The 15,622-nt window shown below is 42.5% G+C and carries 17 protein-coding genes and 2 pseudogenes; 10 read left to right on the top strand and 9 right to left on the bottom strand.

The annotated features are described in order from the left end of the window. Nucleotides 1–31: 31 nt before the first annotated feature. Nucleotides 32–358 (bottom strand): annotated as a pseudogene (locus DW642_RS14005) (GTP pyrophosphokinase); the annotation flags it as partial. Nucleotides 359–862: 504 nt separating this feature from the next. On the opposite strand from DW642_RS14005, the gene DW642_RS16825 reads away from it, so the two are divergent. Genes DW642_RS16825 through DW642_RS13980 form a run of 3 tightly spaced genes read left to right on the top strand, consistent with a single transcriptional unit; the run spans nt 863 to nt 2,234 of the window. Next, the gene (locus tag DW642_RS16825) at nt 863–1,669 is read left to right on the top strand and encodes a DUF3846 domain-containing protein (protein ID WP_330410154.1); all 807 of its coding nucleotides are present in this window, start codon (nt 863–865) and stop codon (nt 1,667–1,669) included. A 5-nt stretch (nt 1,670–1,674) separates the two neighbouring features. After that, on the top strand, nt 1,675–2,040 hold the full coding sequence (locus DW642_RS16820; RefSeq protein WP_117510605.1) for a DUF4316 domain-containing protein: 366 nt from the start codon (nt 1,675–1,677) through the stop codon (nt 2,038–2,040). Continuing rightward, a complete protein-coding gene (locus DW642_RS13980; protein ID WP_117510604.1) occupies nt 2,037–2,234 on the top strand; it encodes a hypothetical protein in 198 nt (65 codons plus the stop codon). The genes DW642_RS16820 and DW642_RS13980 overlap by 4 nt, the downstream gene beginning before the upstream one ends. Before the next feature lie 242 nt (nt 2,235–2,476). On the opposite strand, the gene DW642_RS13975 is transcribed toward DW642_RS13980, so the two are convergent. The 5 genes and pseudogenes from DW642_RS13975 to DW642_RS13950 all read right to left on the bottom strand — a co-directional run bounded on the left by DW642_RS13975 (nt 2,477) and on the right by DW642_RS13950 (nt 6,137). Then, the gene (locus tag DW642_RS13975) at nt 2,477–3,418 is read right to left on the bottom strand and encodes a DUF1848 domain-containing protein (protein ID WP_117510602.1); all 942 of its coding nucleotides are present in this window, start codon (nt 3,416–3,418) and stop codon (nt 2,477–2,479) included. After that, entirely contained in the window at nt 3,415–4,344 is a 930-nt protein-coding gene (locus DW642_RS13970; protein WP_147326126.1) for a hypothetical protein, read from the bottom strand. Before DW642_RS13970 ends, DW642_RS13975 begins: the two co-directional genes overlap by 4 nt. A gap of 480 nt (nt 4,345–4,824) precedes the next feature. Then, nucleotides 4,825–5,238, bottom strand: a pseudogene (locus DW642_RS13960) (relaxase/mobilization nuclease domain-containing protein); the annotation flags it as partial. Beyond that, a complete protein-coding gene (locus DW642_RS13955) occupies nt 5,199–5,528 on the bottom strand; it encodes a MobC family plasmid mobilization relaxosome protein (protein ID WP_117510598.1) in 330 nt (109 codons plus the stop codon). The gene DW642_RS13955 and the pseudogene DW642_RS13960, both read right to left, overlap by 40 nt. A 252-nt stretch (nt 5,529–5,780) precedes the next feature. Next, nucleotides 5,781–6,137, bottom strand: a complete 357-nt coding sequence (locus DW642_RS13950) for a helix-turn-helix transcriptional regulator (protein WP_199596444.1) — start codon at nt 6,135–6,137, stop codon at nt 5,781–5,783. Between the two features lie 158 nt (nt 6,138–6,295). On the opposite strand from DW642_RS13950, the gene DW642_RS13945 reads away from it, so the two are divergent. The 7 genes from DW642_RS13945 (at nt 6,296) to DW642_RS13915 (ending at nt 12,306) form a co-directional block, all read left to right on the top strand. Beyond that, nucleotides 6,296–6,484, top strand: coding sequence for a helix-turn-helix domain-containing protein (locus DW642_RS13945; RefSeq protein WP_117510657.1), 189 nt, complete (start codon nt 6,296–6,298; stop codon nt 6,482–6,484). A 1-nt stretch (nt 6,485) separates the two neighbouring features. After that, nucleotides 6,486–7,205 carry a LytR/AlgR family response regulator transcription factor gene (locus DW642_RS13940; RefSeq protein WP_117510595.1) on the top strand — a complete coding sequence of 240 codons (720 nt, stop codon included), beginning with the start codon at nt 6,486–6,488 and terminating at the stop codon, nt 7,203–7,205. Continuing rightward, nucleotides 7,190–8,524, top strand: coding sequence for a sensor histidine kinase (locus tag DW642_RS13935; RefSeq protein ID WP_117510593.1), 1,335 nt, complete (start codon nt 7,190–7,192; stop codon nt 8,522–8,524). The genes DW642_RS13940 and DW642_RS13935 overlap by 16 nt, the downstream gene beginning before the upstream one ends. 136 nt (nt 8,525–8,660) lie before the next feature. Continuing rightward, nucleotides 8,661–9,416: a hypothetical protein gene (locus DW642_RS13930; RefSeq protein WP_117510591.1), complete on the top strand. Its 756-nt coding sequence runs from the start codon at nt 8,661–8,663 to the stop codon at nt 9,414–9,416. A 9-nt stretch (nt 9,417–9,425) separates the two neighbouring features. Continuing rightward, nucleotides 9,426–10,925: a hypothetical protein gene (locus tag DW642_RS13925; RefSeq protein WP_117510589.1), complete on the top strand. Its 1,500-nt coding sequence runs from the start codon at nt 9,426–9,428 to the stop codon at nt 10,923–10,925. Nucleotides 10,926–10,936: 11 nt separating this feature from the next. Next, nucleotides 10,937–11,614 carry an ABC transporter ATP-binding protein gene (locus DW642_RS13920; RefSeq protein ID WP_117510587.1) on the top strand — a complete coding sequence of 226 codons (678 nt, stop codon included), beginning with the start codon at nt 10,937–10,939 and terminating at the stop codon, nt 11,612–11,614. 344 nt (nt 11,615–11,958) lie between these two features. Further along, entirely contained in the window at nt 11,959–12,306 is a 348-nt protein-coding gene (locus DW642_RS13915) for a sigma-70 family RNA polymerase sigma factor (RefSeq protein WP_242991198.1), read from the top strand. Nucleotides 12,307–12,447: 141 nt separating this feature from the next. On the opposite strand, the gene DW642_RS13910 is transcribed toward DW642_RS13915, so the two are convergent. From DW642_RS13910 to DW642_RS13900, 3 genes are all read right to left on the bottom strand, one after another. Beyond that, the gene (locus DW642_RS13910) at nt 12,448–13,701 is read right to left on the bottom strand and encodes an ATP-binding protein (RefSeq protein WP_117510585.1); all 1,254 of its coding nucleotides are present in this window, start codon (nt 13,699–13,701) and stop codon (nt 12,448–12,450) included. A 310-nt stretch (nt 13,702–14,011) separates the two neighbouring features. Beyond that, nucleotides 14,012–14,683 carry a GNAT family N-acetyltransferase gene (locus tag DW642_RS13905; RefSeq protein WP_226906398.1) on the bottom strand — a complete coding sequence of 224 codons (672 nt, stop codon included), beginning with the start codon at nt 14,681–14,683 and terminating at the stop codon, nt 14,012–14,014. Continuing rightward, complete coding sequence (locus DW642_RS13900) at nt 14,668–15,093, bottom strand: GNAT family N-acetyltransferase (RefSeq protein WP_055195028.1); 426 nt, start codon at nt 15,091–15,093, stop codon at nt 14,668–14,670. The genes DW642_RS13905 and DW642_RS13900 overlap by 16 nt, the downstream gene beginning before the upstream one ends. Nucleotides 15,094–15,622: the final 529 nt, after the last annotated feature.

The raw sequence follows: 15,622 nt of genomic DNA, 5'->3' as shown, positions 1-15,622 counted from the left end.
ATTCCACCTTCCTACTTGCTCAGTTTTCTCCCTAAATTTCGTGTAACATACCAATTTTGTCTTTTATTCTCTGCATTTCATTATCTGCTTCAATGATAGCTCTTGCAGAATGAAGTAATTCTTCACTTATCTCATCATAGCCAGGCATTTCTTCAATTCCTTTTTTATAGCGAAGTTGATGTTCCAATGTTGCCCAGAAATCCATACCATTGGTTCGAATCTGTAATTCTACACGCATAGGTGTTTTACCCTTAGCAAAAAATACTGGTATTTCAACAATCATATGATAGCTTCGATAACCATTCGATTTTGGATTTTTTATATAATCTTTTATTTCAATAACTTTAATATCATGCTGTTATCCTCCTAAATAGATTGAAATATGTCAATGAGTTTTTTCTTGAACAATAGTATAGCACAATTCTTTTATTTTGTTCCAACTTCATACATGATCATAACATGTAAACTTTAAACTATTTTCCCAGATTATTTCTCCATCAGTTTTTCAAACCAGGTATCCATCCCCAAATAAGGGGTGACAACAGAGCGAAACCCAAATGTTAGCTGGACTTCCTGAAACCCATGTTTGCAAACAGGTGATTTTGATTAGCCGTCAGCTAACAAAAATCGGATTGCGTTAGCTGGTAATTGATCATTTTGAATGGAAAATCATGTCACGAACGTGATTAGAAAACAAAAAAAGCGTTCGTTGTCAGCTAATCCAGCTAACATTTTCGAGCGCTTTGAAGCCCGTCGCCAAGAGGATTTGAACCTCCGACCCCTCGCTTAGGAGTATGGCTTACCATGTGATACACGGTTCGGATGTAACTTCCAATATCATCCCTTACGCAGAATGACTTATGTGTGGGATACCAGAGAAGCCTTCCATGAGTATTATGACGGCGAGCGCAGCAGTATCCCGGAGGAATACCGGGTGATGACTTTCCAGGATGATCTTCCCGAAGAAGAAAAAACCGAGTGGGCTATGGATATTGCCTTTGACATGGACGAGTTTTTCCGGCAGCGTGATCCGCAGTATGCGGCGGAACACCCGGAGGTACAGGCTGCCAAGGAGGAAATCTACGAAAACCTGATGGCAGGGCACATTTCCGCTCTGGATGAAAAGCTGGCGGCGCTGGGGCAGACGCAGGAGGACTATCTTCCTTCGGAGATTGAAAAGTTCAAGGATGCCACGGGCTATGAGGAATTCCTTGATTTTGATCCGGCGGAGGTCAAGGACGCTTTGAACGACCCGGAGAAGTCCCATGCGGATGAAATGCTGTCCGCTGCGGAGAAGGTTGCCTCGGAAAAGATGACTGTGCTTGTAGTGGAGCCTATGAAGGAACCCTATGTGAAGAAAATCGACCCCGATCTTCATTCCCTGCAGGCGGAAGTCGGCGGAGACATTGGCGCAACTAATCCCTATTCTGACCCGGTGGCGCTGGTTTGCAATGATGAAGGAAAGCTCATCGGGCTTGACCTGAACCGTGGGCTACGGGATGAAAATGGAGAAATTTATGATATCGTAGCAGAAACTTTCCTGGTGGTTGGACTTGGTGAGGAAGATTTTTCCTCCCTGTCCCGGCAGAGAAACAAGACCTCGCTTTTCTGCCAGACCGTTTTGAAACTGGCGAACGTGTGCAGACACCGAGGGGCAGCTTTCAGGTGACAACCATGAGCCGAGAGCAGATGGAGACAGCCGGTTACGGCGTCCACCATGTTTCCGATGATGGAAAGTATCTTATCATGGGAAACGGCACACGGGCCTTTGCCGTGGCAGTGGAGCAGCCGGAGAAGGACAATCCTCTCCGCACCGCTGAAATGACGCTGGAGGATGACTATGGCATGATCGATGGCGTTATCAACAACGGCAGACGCGGCGAAGAATCGGAAAAAGCCCAGGAGTACGCAGATCGGACGACGCCGGAGAAGCCTTCCATCCGTGAGCGGTTAGAAGATGCCAAACGGGAGTGTGCTGAGCACAAGCCCTCGGAGGGCAAGAAGCCCGGCCGTGATGTGCCGGAGCATGACTGCCTATGAGCCGAAGCAAGAAGTGGCGGCTGGAATGGGCGTTCTTCCTGGGCGAGAACGGCAGGCGGCAGTATAATCATATCTGCAAAAGATGTGTTCACGGCTGCAAGCAGAGTTTCCGGGCGTGTCTGGTTGCTTGTCCGCATTACAGTTCCAAGCGGGCTGAGAACTGTGAGAATAAGGGTGGAAAAGCCACAGAATAATCCCCTGTATTCGCAGTTTCAAAGAGAACCTATATGACTTGCAGATGCTATCCTAGATAGAAGATATTCTCTTTTTGGCATGCCGATTTGTTTGATTTTATGGGATTTGATATTTACACTATGACAATTAGAAGTTCCATTTCATAGACAAATGGTAAATCAGACGCCGGGCGCGGCGGCCATATGCCCGCTTGCGTCCGGCGTCTTTTCAAGTTCTCTGATACCAACTTTATTGCTAATCTTTACAGATCAAACAAAGTCATTTGGCATTCCTTGCAGGATTTTACTTTTCGTTCTTTTATAACATCGTCTGACCCAACCTCTCCAAAAAGTAAAGGCGATGTTGGATTGTGTATTTGAGTGTTACGCATTACTGTATTATGACTATAATTTGCATAGCAATATAAGCATCCATTTCTGCATGTGTTGTAAGTTCCTATATCTATACTTGCGATACAACCACATTCAGGACGTTGATTCGGGTCTTTTTCAACAGATAATTTACATTTTTCTAATCGTTCAAATCTTTCTTTATCTATGCAATGAGCGTGCGCAATACTGAATTTTTCAAGGTCAATTGCCTCAGCACAGGTATCAATGTAGAAACCATATTCTTTAGCAATTTCTGAAAATCTTTGCATGATTTCAAGTTGTTGCCCTTTTGTTTCTTGCTGAATTTTCAGAGGTTGTGTATTGCGGGCAGTATTTCTATATAAATCAAGGAAGCTCACAGTACATTTTTCTGTGTATTCACCAAGTTTTGATGCTAAAACACGAAAATATTTGCAGTGATATTCCATTGTATAACGCTCATTAAAGAAAATCGGATCGTATCGCCATATTACCCGATCTTTTCCAATAGCTTTTGATAATTGCTGAAATGCTGGAATAATTACATTATTTTTTGATGGAATGTTTGGTTCGACATCTCTATCGTATGCATTCAGTGTAAATTGAAAGTAGTAATTATATTTGTCAAGTTCTGAAAGACGATGAATCATCGGAAGCGGATTCTTTGTCCAAAAAACAATGCCATCAACAACATCAGGAGAAAGGCTTATTTGCCCAATTTGGTGAATGTTCATAGGATTTCTTACCAAAACATATTCTTCCTTGAGACGATTGAATAGCCATTCAGAGTAATATGTTGGAATATCTGTCCTTCGGCTGGCACTTATTATCATTTTTTCACCACCTTTTTTATAATCATCTGTGCACTTGCGCAAGTATCGAATGGAGAATATTTTTCCCATGGAGACCAATCAAAACGGTTCTCATTTTTGGGAAACTCACCATCGGAATTTTCCCCGTACGGATAACCTCTCGGATAATAAATGCTTTTTGAATTATCGTTACAAAATCGTCCTTTTCTGGAAATGGAACTACAAAGTTTATTGCGTAACTGGTCAAAATAATCCCGACCACCACCATAACCTCTCCCCAGATTTACGTCATTAAGGATAATGTATGTGTTTGGAACAACCTTCTCATTATAGTACTGTGCAAAAGTTTCAATAAAATCATTTATGTTTTTTGCATCCGAGTGCTTTTCCATATCTGAAAAAACATACTGAAAAACAATAAGGTTTGGTACCCAACTACCTTGGGCTATTGTATGAATAAGCTTGCAGGCATCTTGATAGTAGAACCTGATTCTCAAATCCTCATTTTCAAATGTTTTAATATCACGGTGTATATATTTCCAAACATCCTCACTATAATCCACACCACGATATTCAAGGTTCTGGTATGATAAGATTCCCAAAGAACGAAGATAGTCAATAGCAAATAAGTCTGTACACGGTCCGCATCCAAACGACAGAACTTTAAGGTCTGTTAAATTGGATAAATCTTTGAGCCGTTCAACGGCATAGACAATTTCAGAAGCATATCGGCAAGAGTATTTGCATGTATAAACATTTGCCATGTGCGTACAGTCATATTTTCTTTCCGGTGCTCCATCAGGGGCGTGAGATGGATTGTGAATATAGTCCAAACACTTTTCACAATCGTGTGGGCAGTAAGTATCATAGGAACAATCCGCGCATTGCTCGCATCCGTGTCGATCGTTGCGTTCATCACATTTGGAGAGAATCGTTTCAAGCATCAAAATAGATCTCCTCCTTTTCATATTCATAATGTGTATTTTATTAAGTATAACAAATATTGAGGAAAGAAGCTACTGTAAAGGTGTTGGGTGCGGCGGCCATGTGGCCGCTTGCGTCCGGCATTCTTTTTTGCCCATTTCTACGCATTAAGAACAGCAATTTGACCGGTATAGAATAGTTGTCTGTCCGCATTACAGTTCCAAACGCTCTAAAATTTGTGAGGATAAGGGTGGGGAAACCGCAGAATAATCCCCTGTATCCGTATTTTCAAAGGGAGCCTTTATGATTTTTCATGTGTCGGTCTGCTTGCTGGCACATGAAGAAAAAGGCTTGATTTCAAACACTTTCTGTCACGCAAAACGGGAGTACAGCTTTTCGGTTCGTCCGATCGGCTGTACTCCCGCTTTTTTTATTTGTTTTCGTCATTATCAGGTTTTTCTGTTTCCGCTACACTTTCTATCATGTCAACGACTACGGCATTAAGCTGTGCGGCGGATATAGTGGTAACTCCGCTTGTTTGAATGGTAGTGCTTGTGATCCGTGAAGCTGACCGCATTAAAAATCAGGTGGTTATGAACATGATCTTTGTCTATATGGGTGGTAAGCACAAATTCGTACTTGCCGCCCAATATTTCTTTTGCAAGCTGCATCCCAATCTCATGAGCCTGCTCCGGCGTGACCTCCCCAGGCTGAAAGGCTTGGATCAGGTGGCGGCCCAGGTTCGTTCCCTTGTCGATGGCGTGGCGGCGGGTCCAGGAAAATTCGATATCCGCAGTTTCGGCGGTGCAGCCATAGGAGGATACAAGCAGTTTCCCGTCTGTCTTTTCGGGATTGCAGATATAGTCGATGGCTGCTTTCAGTGTTGACTTGATAGGATGCGTCTTTGTAACTGCCATATCTCGTCCAACCTTTCCCGTATCTCGTCCATGTCGGCCTGATACGTAGGACCTCCGGCATTGATCCGCTTTGCGATCTGGTTGATGTTCCTTCCAATGGCGGACAGTTCTTTGGTGAACGCCTTGATATCTGCGGTGTCCGTATAGATGATATATCCGTCAATCGCCATCTTTCGGAGGTAGGCGCCATATCTGCGTGTCGGTAACTGGCTCATTTTTTCGTCTATGAGCCGTTTTTCATCCTCCGTGACATAGAATTTCATTTGAGTATTCCGCTTTCGGTTTGCCATGTGCCGCCTCCGTTCTTCATAAGGGTTTGGGACTATCCCAACAAGCAATTTTGAATTTTCGGGCAAGGGACCTGAAAATTCAAAAATTCGCAAGCGGGTACTCGCTTGCTGTGCTTGCTATCGTTTCTTTTCTCGTACCTAAGTAATACCAAAACCTTCACTTTGGCTACCAAAACGCAAAGAAAAAAACGCTACAAACTTTATCCGTTCATAGCGTCTGTTAGTTCCTATTCAGTTGTGCCGGGAGCATGGTCACTCCCCCTTTTCTCTGGCGCCCAACATGGCCTGTACGGTGGCAATGATGATCCCGATCTCCCGATCGGTCAATTCATCTGCCAGGACGTCAAGCTGCCGGCGCGCCGTGTATTTCCCATCTGCCGTATCCCCAAAGAGAAGTTGATCCACGGAGATGTGATAGCGGGACATGAGCTCAAAAAAGATTTGGAGGCTCGGATGTTGCCCCTTGTTCTCAATATTGGCGAGATAGCGGGGAGAAAGATACATCTCGTCCCCCACTTTGTTGCGGGACTCTTTTTGCCCCGTCCGTGCTGCTTTTATTGCTGCCCCATAAGGGCGAAAGTCAATTTTCTGTACTGGTCTCTTTGCTATATTCATTCACCAAACTACATTTTACAGTTCATCTTTCTTTCTGGATATGTCTTTATAGTTCCCGTTATTAGCTAAAATAATTCATATTTTAGCCTTGATATTATACGGATTTCCGTATATAACTATACTGATAGAGTTTAGAGAAAGGGCGGATGAAGATGGAGTATATGTCCTGTCCCGAAGCCGCGAAAAAGTGGGGCATTTCTGAAAGGCGGGTACAGCGGCTTTGTGAGGATGCCCGCATACCTGGCATTTCAAAAATCGGTTATATGTGGCTTATACCAAAGGCAGCAGATAAGCCAGTAGATAAACGGCAAAAACAAAACAAAGGCGGCGAGAAATTGTAACATGAGTAAGGTGCTATTAGTAGAAGATAATACAAGTACAGTAAAGAAAATTGTGCGTTATATTGACAATATATCTGCCGATCTTGAGGTACATTCTGTTTCCGAGGCCGGAGAAGCCTTGCAATATGCAAAAGCGAACGATGTTTCCCTTTTTATCCTTGATATTCAGTTAGAGGACTATAAAGGAACCAGCTTAGCAAAGCAGCTCCGCGAATTGCCGGAATATAAATATACGCCGATTATTTTTGAAACGGCATTGGCAGGAGAAGAACTTTCAGCTTATCGAGATGTGAAGTGTTACAGTTTTCTTGTAAAGCCATTTAGCGAAGAAGAATTTGTAACGGCATTTCGTGACGCGTTGGGATTGTCTAAACAGATGAGCCAACAAGCAAAAACCATTCAGATTGAGCAAAAGCAATTTATCTTAGAATATGTTACACAGGATATTGCCTATATCGAAGCCTTTGGAAAAAAACTTGTGATCCATACCAGTAGCCGTCTGTCCGGTATCAAAGAAGATACGATTTCCGGGTACACTTTGTCTGGTTTATTGGCGTTGCTTGATGATCCAGCATTTGTTCAGTGCCATAAGAGTTATGTCGTGAACAAATCCCATATTGAGAAAATTGACAAATCCGAGCGGAAGATTTTTCTGAAAGGATTTACAGATACAATCCCCATCGGAAATAAATATCAGGCCGAATTATGGGGGAAAACATGAACTTTCTAATGAATCTGATACAGTTAGGATTGGATGTGGGAATACTGGCTCTCTGCTGTGAAGCCGTTTTCCGGCAAAAATCAGAAATAAAGGCAAAAGATTTTTTCATTTTTCCCATTCTTCTTGTTCTTTGTGTTGTACCGAGAGTGGATTTTTCTGTCGGAGCAAATATGACGGCATCTTTCCGCAGTGAAGGCTTTGAAATACTACCAGCAGACAATATTGTTGGATTGCTGTTTTTGATTTTTGCAGTATTGTTGTTGAGCAGTATTTTCTTCGGCTCCAAATCCAGCGGAACGGTTTTCTGCGGCACAATGGCGGTCTTCTCCATTTTCCTGTTCGTCAAATGCCTGTGCGCGGTTCTTTTTGCTGTCTGCGGAGCTACGGATATTTTACTCCTGTTGGGCAGCCGTATAGCGGCGTTGTGCCTTATAGTCGTACTGGAGTTCACGCCACTTTTCGGCTTGATCCATCAGCTCGTCCAAAGAAGCGATTTCACAGTTCTGATCGTATCTGCCAATATCGCTGTCCTTCTCATGGCAGTGCTTTCTATCCTCTCTTTTGATGTGGATAGAATTCTTTCCCATCTGTGGGTGATTATAATTCTGATCCTTGCGGTACTGCTGCTGGACAGTATATTGCTGTTCCTGCATCAGCGTCGAATGCAGGAGCAAAAGCGAATCCACATGATTGAGCAGTATGTGCCTATTGTAGAAGAATTGATCTCACAGGTTAGGGCAAGGCAGCATGAATTTAATAACCGGATGATGGCGATTGAAGCTGCCGTTGCCTCTGCTGATACTTTAGAAGAAGCCCGGAAAGAAGTAGCAGGTCTTACAGGAAGTATTGGAATCAGTCTTAATGATCGGGAACTGCTCTCATGCGACAGCAAAATGATTGCCGGGATGCTGTTTGGAAAAATAAAGCAGGCAGAAGTGGCAAATCTTCACATAGAATTATCCTTACACGGTCTTTTCAAGAAAACCGTCACCCCGGAAACAGAATGGATCGAGGCCATTGGAATTTTATTGGATAATGCAATCGAAGCTTCACCGAAAGGAAGTACAATTTTTTTATCCAGCAAGAAACAGGAGGATTTTCTGGAATTGACAGTTTCCAATCCAGCTCCGCCGCTGTCAAATACTGAATTTATGGCCTTGTTTGGAAAAGGCGTAACAACAAAGGCAAGTCGGGACGGCCACGGATTTGGCCTGTATAACATCCTACGCATGACGGAACGGTATCATGGGAAAATCCTGACCCGCAATGAATCCATTTTGAATGAAAATTATGTTGTCTTTGGCATACTCATGCCATGAGAAAAGGGTATGAACGAGGGTTTTAAGGGAACGAAATTTATCTTGTTCCCTTAAAACCCTCTCTTGTTTCCGGCCTATTGAAGCGCCCGAAAGAGTTCGATATACTGGGAAAAACAAAGAAAGGGATGAATGAAATATGATAGGCCTTGTGAGAAATGAGTGGAAAAAAGTTTTTCTGCCGGTGCTATTGACAACGGTTCTTCTGGCAATCGCCATGAGTGTGTTGTCCTGCACAATTTATCAAAACTATACACTACACTACGATTTAGAGGCATGGGAAGTTGGAACAGAGCTGTTTTCTCTGCTTTATCCGCTGTTTGTTGTGGTGCCGCTATGCTGGAATTTGTATTACGAGCGCAAAAACAACTTCCTGCTCTATGTCATGCCGCGAGTGAAAATTAAGAAGTACCTGACTGCCAAATGGATTGCGTATGCACTGGGAACCCTTTGTATTATTGTAATCCCTTATATACTATCGGCGGTGTTTGCCCTCTATGTAAAAACGCCCGTGGTTCCTTTCGTTGAAAATCCGTTTCGCCATGTATTTGAAAACGCGTTTATAAAGACCCCGCTGTTATATGCAGTTGCCCTGTCCCTTTGGAGAGGCATCGTCAGCCTTTTTGTAATGACCTTCGGTTTTGTCCTCGCTTTATACTGCAAGAACATTTTTGTGATCCTTACCGGGCCGTTTATGTATTCCATTTTAGAAAACTTCGTTCTGGCGATTCTCCGCTTGGAGAGACTGCGGCTGGTCGTAGCTTTTGATCCCACAACAGTCGATCCAAAGGTCGTATCGATCTCCTCTTTCCTCTTTGGCCCAATCGTTTTAAGCATTGTGATTGGCCTGACAGCGTTTCTCCTTTCTAAGAAAAATGCTATCGTAACCATTTAGGAGTCCGTTATGATTGCGCTTATCAGAAAAAATCTCCGTTTGTGGGGATATGGAAAGTCGCTTGCCCTATTTGCCGGATGTATACTTTTTTCCATCAGCGGGAGGTTAAACGGAGGTATTGCATACGAGCGGCACATCTTGTCGGCGGTATCAGACCATTACTATCTGACCTATTTTGTGCTGCCGATTGTACTGTTAAGCTGCTTTTCCTTTCTTGATGACGACGGAGAGCCAGTAATCTTACGGTTTCAAAGTTACCATTCTTATTTTCTGAAAAAATGGATTGGGGTCGGTTTGATTGCAGTCATTCTGACGGCTGTTCAAACTGGGGCAATTCTTCTGTCTGGTATAGGATTACCTTTAGGCAACGAATGGAACCTTGCTGCGGGTGCAACGGAAGCCGAGTTATTTTCCACTCTGGAACAGCTTTTTGCCAGTCCCTTGCAGGCGTTTGTCTGTTTTACCCTCTATCAGCTTATTGGAAGTTGGCTGATATTTGGAATCTGTATGTGGATTGGACATTTCACTGGGAGAAAGTGGACGATTCGAATTGTAATCGTTCTTTATGTCCTCTCTGCTGTGTGGATCAAGCTTCCGGCAATTCAAAATATTCCGCTGACGAGTTTTAATCATTTACTGATTTTACACCACAATTTGGGCGTGCCCCATCGTTTAGAGATAACTGCCTTTACTTTGCTGCTCATTGTTTTGATAATTGCTATATCTATTCGGTTTGCGTGGCGGGGACAGTTGCCGCATATACAGTTATCCCATCGTGGTATAGCTGGCTACTATTTCCATGCGCTCATGATCCCTCGTAATCTGCTGATTCTTTTAGGTGTTGTGTTGGGAGTTTCGATTTACAAAGGCTTAGGCAATGGCACCGCCCTATCAGGATTGGAATGGATTTATGCCCTGTTTGCAGGACATGGAACCGGATATTTTCAAGTTTTACCTTTTCTTGAACTGCTGATTACCGGCGGTGTGCCCCTTTACCTGCTTGCCGCTTTTGTGGAGCAAACAGTGAACGGGCAATCTATATTTGTTTCTGTGCGCTCGAAGGGCCGCAGGCATTTGATGAAGAGCATTTTATTGGTCAGCATAAAGTTTCTCATGGTATATGCAATCTTTTGGCTTATGGCTGGCCTTATAGGGGCATCCCTATTCAGCACTGGATTAACAATCGTTTCTTTCAGGTTCCTGCTCTATGCGGTTTTGATGAAGTGCCTTGATATATTGGCGCAATATCTGATTATGCTCGGCATCTACATTGCCACAAGACAGGTTACAATCGGTTTCCTTGTGTTAGTGGCGGGAAATCTGCTCTGTGTCCTTCCGGGGAATTGGGTAGCTTATTCGCCTTTTGGCCTTTCCAGCCTGACAAGAATTTCTGTTGTGGAACCGGGAATTGGAATTTCCGCTGTGTCCGCCTTTGGGATAGAGACCGCTATTTTAACGCTGATGATTGCAGGAATCTTTATGTGTGGCTACAAGAAAATATTGAATTAGGAGGACAGAATATGAGTTCATATATTGAAGTGAAAAATGTATCAAAAAGTTTTGGTGGCAAGGCAATTCTTCAAGACGTTTCACTGTCCATAGAACAGGGAACAGCTGTTGGTTTGGTTGGCGCTAACGGCAGCGGAAAGTCGGTGCTGTTCAAGATTTTATGCGGTTTCGAGAAGCCTGATCGGGGCAGTGTTTATGTGCGCGGAAAACAGCTTGGTAAAAATGGCCGCGACTTCCCCGAAAGTTTGGGAGTATTTATCAATTCCCCCGGTTTTATTGGCATTTACAGTGGTTTTCAAAATCTGAAATTTCTTGCGGACATTCAAGGGAAAATTGGAGAAAAAGAAATCCGACAGGCCATGGGCAAAGTGGGGCTTGACCCTGATAATAAAACGAAAGTAGACAATTATTCTCTTGGTATGAAGCAGAAACTGGGGATTGCACAGGCAATTATGGAGGGGCAGGATATTCTGATTTTGGATGAGCCTTTTAACGCATTGGACTACAAAACCTATGAGGATGTAAAGGCCATCATCCGTATGCTGAAAGCGGAAGGCAAGACCATTTTTCTGACTTCACACCATTTCAAAGACATTGAACAGCTATGCGATCAGGTGTACTCGATTGAAGATTGCAGACTAATTCCGATTACGGAGGAAATTGCTGCCCGCTATAGAGAGATGGAATAACCCATTAAAAGCAATAAGAAAGGTAGCTGCCGGACGGCGGCAAAGAAAAAAGTCGTTGTCCAGCAGTCCTATCAACACGCCTATAAGAAACAGCGGCTTTGAATTTCAGAGCCGCCGTTTCTTTGCGCTTGCACAAACCAATGACGACCTACAGGGACACGGTAGCCAATAGGAGGTAATATTGCCGTGTTCATTTTTGCCTTCAACAATCTGCCTAATATTTTACGGTCAAAAAAAGCTCATATCCTCCGTGGGGGTATTCTGGTCATGAGTATAAACATAAAAATCATGTAAATAGATTTTATAATTCCTCTGCGCCTGTGGGCGCGAAGGGAGGTGAGAAAATGAAAGACTCCTATGAGCAGCGTATTCAGAATCAGTTTGGCGCCTTCTGTGTCAAGGTTTTGAAGAATGAGGCCGGGTATATCCAGCGTGAATATACCCGGCTCCGGGACCAGGAAAAATCCCTGGGCGAGCTGACAGCTTCCGAGCTGGAGCAGACCGCCGTATGGGACAAGCACTTCATGGACGAACATGTCTTTGATGTGCAGGGTCTCCCGGTTGTCGTAACCGGCGATCTTCTGGCTGCCGCTCTGGCGCAGCTGCCGGAGGGCAAGCGGGATGTGATCCTGCTGTCCTACTTCCTGGGTATGTTCTCACTATCGGAATCGTACTCTGTCTGTTCTACATAATCTGCGGAACAGTCTCGTTTGTACGGATAAAAAAACAAACTGAGCCACGGCTGTTCCAACACGAAATCAGCCGTGGCCTTATTTATATCATTTCACTCTTTTTTGAAATAGAACAACACCACAGCAACAACTCAAATCGACTTAAAATTCCAGACTATTCGCATTCAGCAAGAAATACTTCATTCCCATGATGACAAAACCTTCATCATTTCTCCAAGGCTTTTTGCTGCCATTTACAATGACGATCTTCTTGAAAGAGTCCGGGATATTACGCAGAGAATTGAACTCCTGCGTCTGTTTTTCTTCCGAAGTCATGTCATATGCAACCTGGATATAGTATCTCTGGTTTCCTTGATTCACCACAAAGTCAACCTCCAACTGCTTGCGAACACGTTTGCCCTCTTTATCCTTATCGAAGATATCCACGACACCCACATCAACATTGTAGCCACGGATCAACAGCTCGTTATAAACAATGTTCTCCATGATATGAGTAGGCTCCTGCTGTCTGAAATTCAGACGTGCATTTCTCAGTCCCAGATCCGTAAAGTAGTATTTCAGATTTGCACCGATATACTTTCTGCCCTTAATATCGTATCGGCTTGCCTTGGAAATCAAAAAGGCATCTGTCAAATGGTCGATATGCTTGGAGATGGTTTTATTAGCATAAGTCATCTGGCGCTCACTGGCAAAGGTATTGGCAATCTTTGAAGGGTTGGTCGGTGCGCCGATTGCAGATGCAAGCACATCAACCAGAATCCCAATCTCATCCACGTTCTGAATCTTATTTCTTTCAATAACATCCTTCAGATAGACATTTGCAAAGATGTTCTTCAGATAGTCCGCTTTCTGTCGTTCGTTCTGGAAACTTACGATCTGCGGCAATCCTCCGTAGATCATGTAGTCATCCCATGCATCATCATAATCGCCGTCATAGACAGAATAAAACTCTGCAAAGGAGAGAGGGTAGATTCTAATCTCATCACCTCTTCCACGGAATTCGGTCACAATGTCGCTGGACAGGAACTTGGAATTACTTCCGGTGACATACACATCAATATTGCTCATGCGGAGCAGGCTGTTCAGCACTTCCTCAAATCGTGGCATGAACTGCACTTCATCCAAAAGGAGATAATACTTCCCGTCATCTTTCATGGTATCCTTGATGTACTTGAAGCATACCTTGGGATCTCTTAATTCCTCGTTCTCAATACCATCCAATGCAATTTCAATAATATGATCAACATCAACGCCGTTCTCCAGTAAGTATCTCTTAAAGATGGTAAACAGCAAAAAGGATTTGCCACATCTACGAATGCCGGTAATCACCTTTATCATTCCATTATCTTTTCGCTCGATCAGCTGCTGTAGGTAAGCGTCTCTTTTAATCTCCATCGTTACACTCCCCATTTCCGTGCATCTGCACACTTTTTAGTAATGAGATTCTATCACAGAACGACCTGAATTTCAATAAGTATTCCCATTTTATGTGCATCTACACACTTTTATGTAATGTTGATAAATATATTTTCAGATTTTTTGATTGCAGTGTCTATAATCGACTACTCCAATCGTTATTATAGGTAGACAACAAAAAGAAGATGGTTCCGATGTTTCATTAAATATGTTCGTTAGTCTTTTACGCAAAGGATTCTATCTCCTCTGCGCCCTAATGCTTTTCGGATTCAGTTCAACAAACTGGATTTTACCAATTTTCGGAGATTAAGGTTTCCGGATGTGAAAAAACTAATTTAATATTCTTCTTGGAATTCAGCAACAACATCAATGTACCTTGTTCTTTTGTCTCCATTTGCGTTGTCATGACCAATGAACGATATGGTTTGAAGCCACATTTTGTCTGAACTCGTTTTGATTGTTCATTGAAATCATAGTAACCACAAATCAGAAAATCATAATCCAATTCGCCAAATAAATAATCTTTAACTGCATTTACGGCTTCGGGCATAAGTCCTTTTCCCCAATAATCTTTACTCAAAACATATCCTAATTCTCTGCCGTAATAATCCTTGAATTCTGTCAAAGCATCTTCTAACCCATATTTTTCTATGCCAACAGTACCGATTACTTTATTGTTTTTCTTTAAGCAGATTGCAAATACTTTATCCTCACTGATAAAGGAATTCATAATACTTTGAGATTCAGCAATATTTTCATGATGTTTCCATCCTGCCATCTCCCCAACACCTTCGACAGATGCATACTCATAGAAATCCTCCAAATCTGTTTGTTTGAATGATCTAAGAATGAGCCTTTTTGTTTCTATTACTTTTCCGTCTATTCTGAAGTCAGCATTCATATTTTTACGCTCCTCATAACGTCTAATTCTCCAAATTCCGATTTCTATTTTCGTTTCCATAGCATAGTGTACTCTTTTTCACCAGTATCTTCATCCAAATCTTCACATTGAATAATGAATCCTTCTCTTTGGTAAAAAGAAATTGCTCTGGCATTCTTCTGGTATACATTTAATCGTAAGCTAACTTTTTTATCCTTAATATAATCTAATAAAAGCTTACCTATGCCACATGACTGCATTTCATCGGAGACAAAAATACCTTCGATATATTCATCATTTAGTCCTACAAATCCTTGTATCATTTTATCTGCTTCAAACACATAGACTTCGGATTGTGACAGCATTTCTTTTACTAATTCATAATTACTTTTCCAGTATTGATTGGAAATAAAATAATGTGCTTTCAGATTTGTCTTTAACCATATGTCAGCGACTCTATCGATATCTCCGTTCAGCAACTTTCTAATCATAACAAATATTCTCCACAACTACATCCTTTATGCTTTTCTCTTTTTTCCATTCTATCACAAGTTCACCATTAATTATCAATTTTTTGATATTTTTTCTTTTCCCTCACTGTAAAACAGCCTCTGAGCGTTTCGTTATATAGAGGGATACAAATAAGAGCAAGATCCACCCATGTTTAACGGTATTGCCATTTTGCCTCCCGTCAACCTATGGGTTTTATCTTGATGGGGATCTCCCCATACCCTCTCAATAACAGACGTTTCACTTGTTTGGTTCAGTCATCTTGACTCCTTTCCTCCAGGATTCAGGAAATAAAAAATGCCTGCCTGGAACTTTTATAGATAGTAAAGTTCCAAACAGACATTGCTGTTTGACCATTAGCTGTAGCTAATAGAATTGAATGGAATTTTGTGTCACGAACGTGATTAGAAAATAACAAAAGCGTTCGTTGTCAGCTAATCCAGCTAACATTTTCGAACGCTTTGAAGCCCGTCGCCAAGAGGATTTGAACCTCCGACCCCTCGCTTAGGA

This window comes from Blautia sp. AM23-13AC, assembly GCF_003435675.1.
Taxonomy (GTDB): Bacteria; Bacillota; Clostridia; order Lachnospirales; family Lachnospiraceae; genus Fusicatenibacter; species Fusicatenibacter saccharivorans.
The sequence above is the reverse complement of the archived record's forward strand: the minus strand, read 5'-3'. Positions and strand labels throughout refer to the sequence as shown.

Excerpts from the sequence above, each read along its gene's own strand:
- DW642_RS13940 (WP_117510595.1), top strand. The coding sequence starts at position 6,486 with ATGAGTAAGGTGCTATTAGTAGAAGATAATACAAGTACAGTAAAGAAA.
- DW642_RS13935 (WP_117510593.1), top strand. The coding sequence starts at position 7,190 with ATGGGGGAAAACATGAACTTTCTAATGAATCTGATACAGTTAGGATTG.
- DW642_RS16820 (WP_117510605.1), top strand. The coding sequence starts at position 1,675 with ATGAGCCGAGAGCAGATGGAGACAGCCGGTTACGGCGTCCACCATGTT.
- DW642_RS13910 (WP_117510585.1), bottom strand. The coding sequence starts at position 13,701 with ATGGAGATTAAAAGAGACGCTTACCTACAGCAGCTGATCGAGCGAAAA.
- DW642_RS13945 (WP_117510657.1), top strand. The coding sequence starts at position 6,296 with ATGGAGTATATGTCCTGTCCCGAAGCCGCGAAAAAGTGGGGCATTTCT.
- DW642_RS13980 (WP_117510604.1), top strand. The coding sequence starts at position 2,037 with ATGAGCCGAAGCAAGAAGTGGCGGCTGGAATGGGCGTTCTTCCTGGGC.
- DW642_RS13975 (WP_117510602.1), bottom strand. The coding sequence starts at position 3,418 with ATGATAATAAGTGCCAGCCGAAGGACAGATATTCCAACATATTACTCT.
- DW642_RS13930 (WP_117510591.1), top strand. The coding sequence starts at position 8,661 with ATGATAGGCCTTGTGAGAAATGAGTGGAAAAAAGTTTTTCTGCCGGTG.
- DW642_RS13925 (WP_117510589.1), top strand. The coding sequence starts at position 9,426 with ATGATTGCGCTTATCAGAAAAAATCTCCGTTTGTGGGGATATGGAAAG.
- DW642_RS13920 (WP_117510587.1), top strand. The coding sequence starts at position 10,937 with ATGAGTTCATATATTGAAGTGAAAAATGTATCAAAAAGTTTTGGTGGC.
- DW642_RS13905 (WP_226906398.1), bottom strand. The coding sequence starts at position 14,683 with ATGGAAACGAAAATAGAAATCGGAATTTGGAGAATTAGACGTTATGAG.
- DW642_RS13915 (WP_242991198.1), top strand. The coding sequence starts at position 11,959 with ATGAAAGACTCCTATGAGCAGCGTATTCAGAATCAGTTTGGCGCCTTC.
- DW642_RS13900 (WP_055195028.1), bottom strand. The coding sequence starts at position 15,093 with ATGATTAGAAAGTTGCTGAACGGAGATATCGATAGAGTCGCTGACATA.
- DW642_RS13955 (WP_117510598.1), bottom strand. The coding sequence starts at position 5,528 with ATGGCAAACCGAAAGCGGAATACTCAAATGAAATTCTATGTCACGGAG.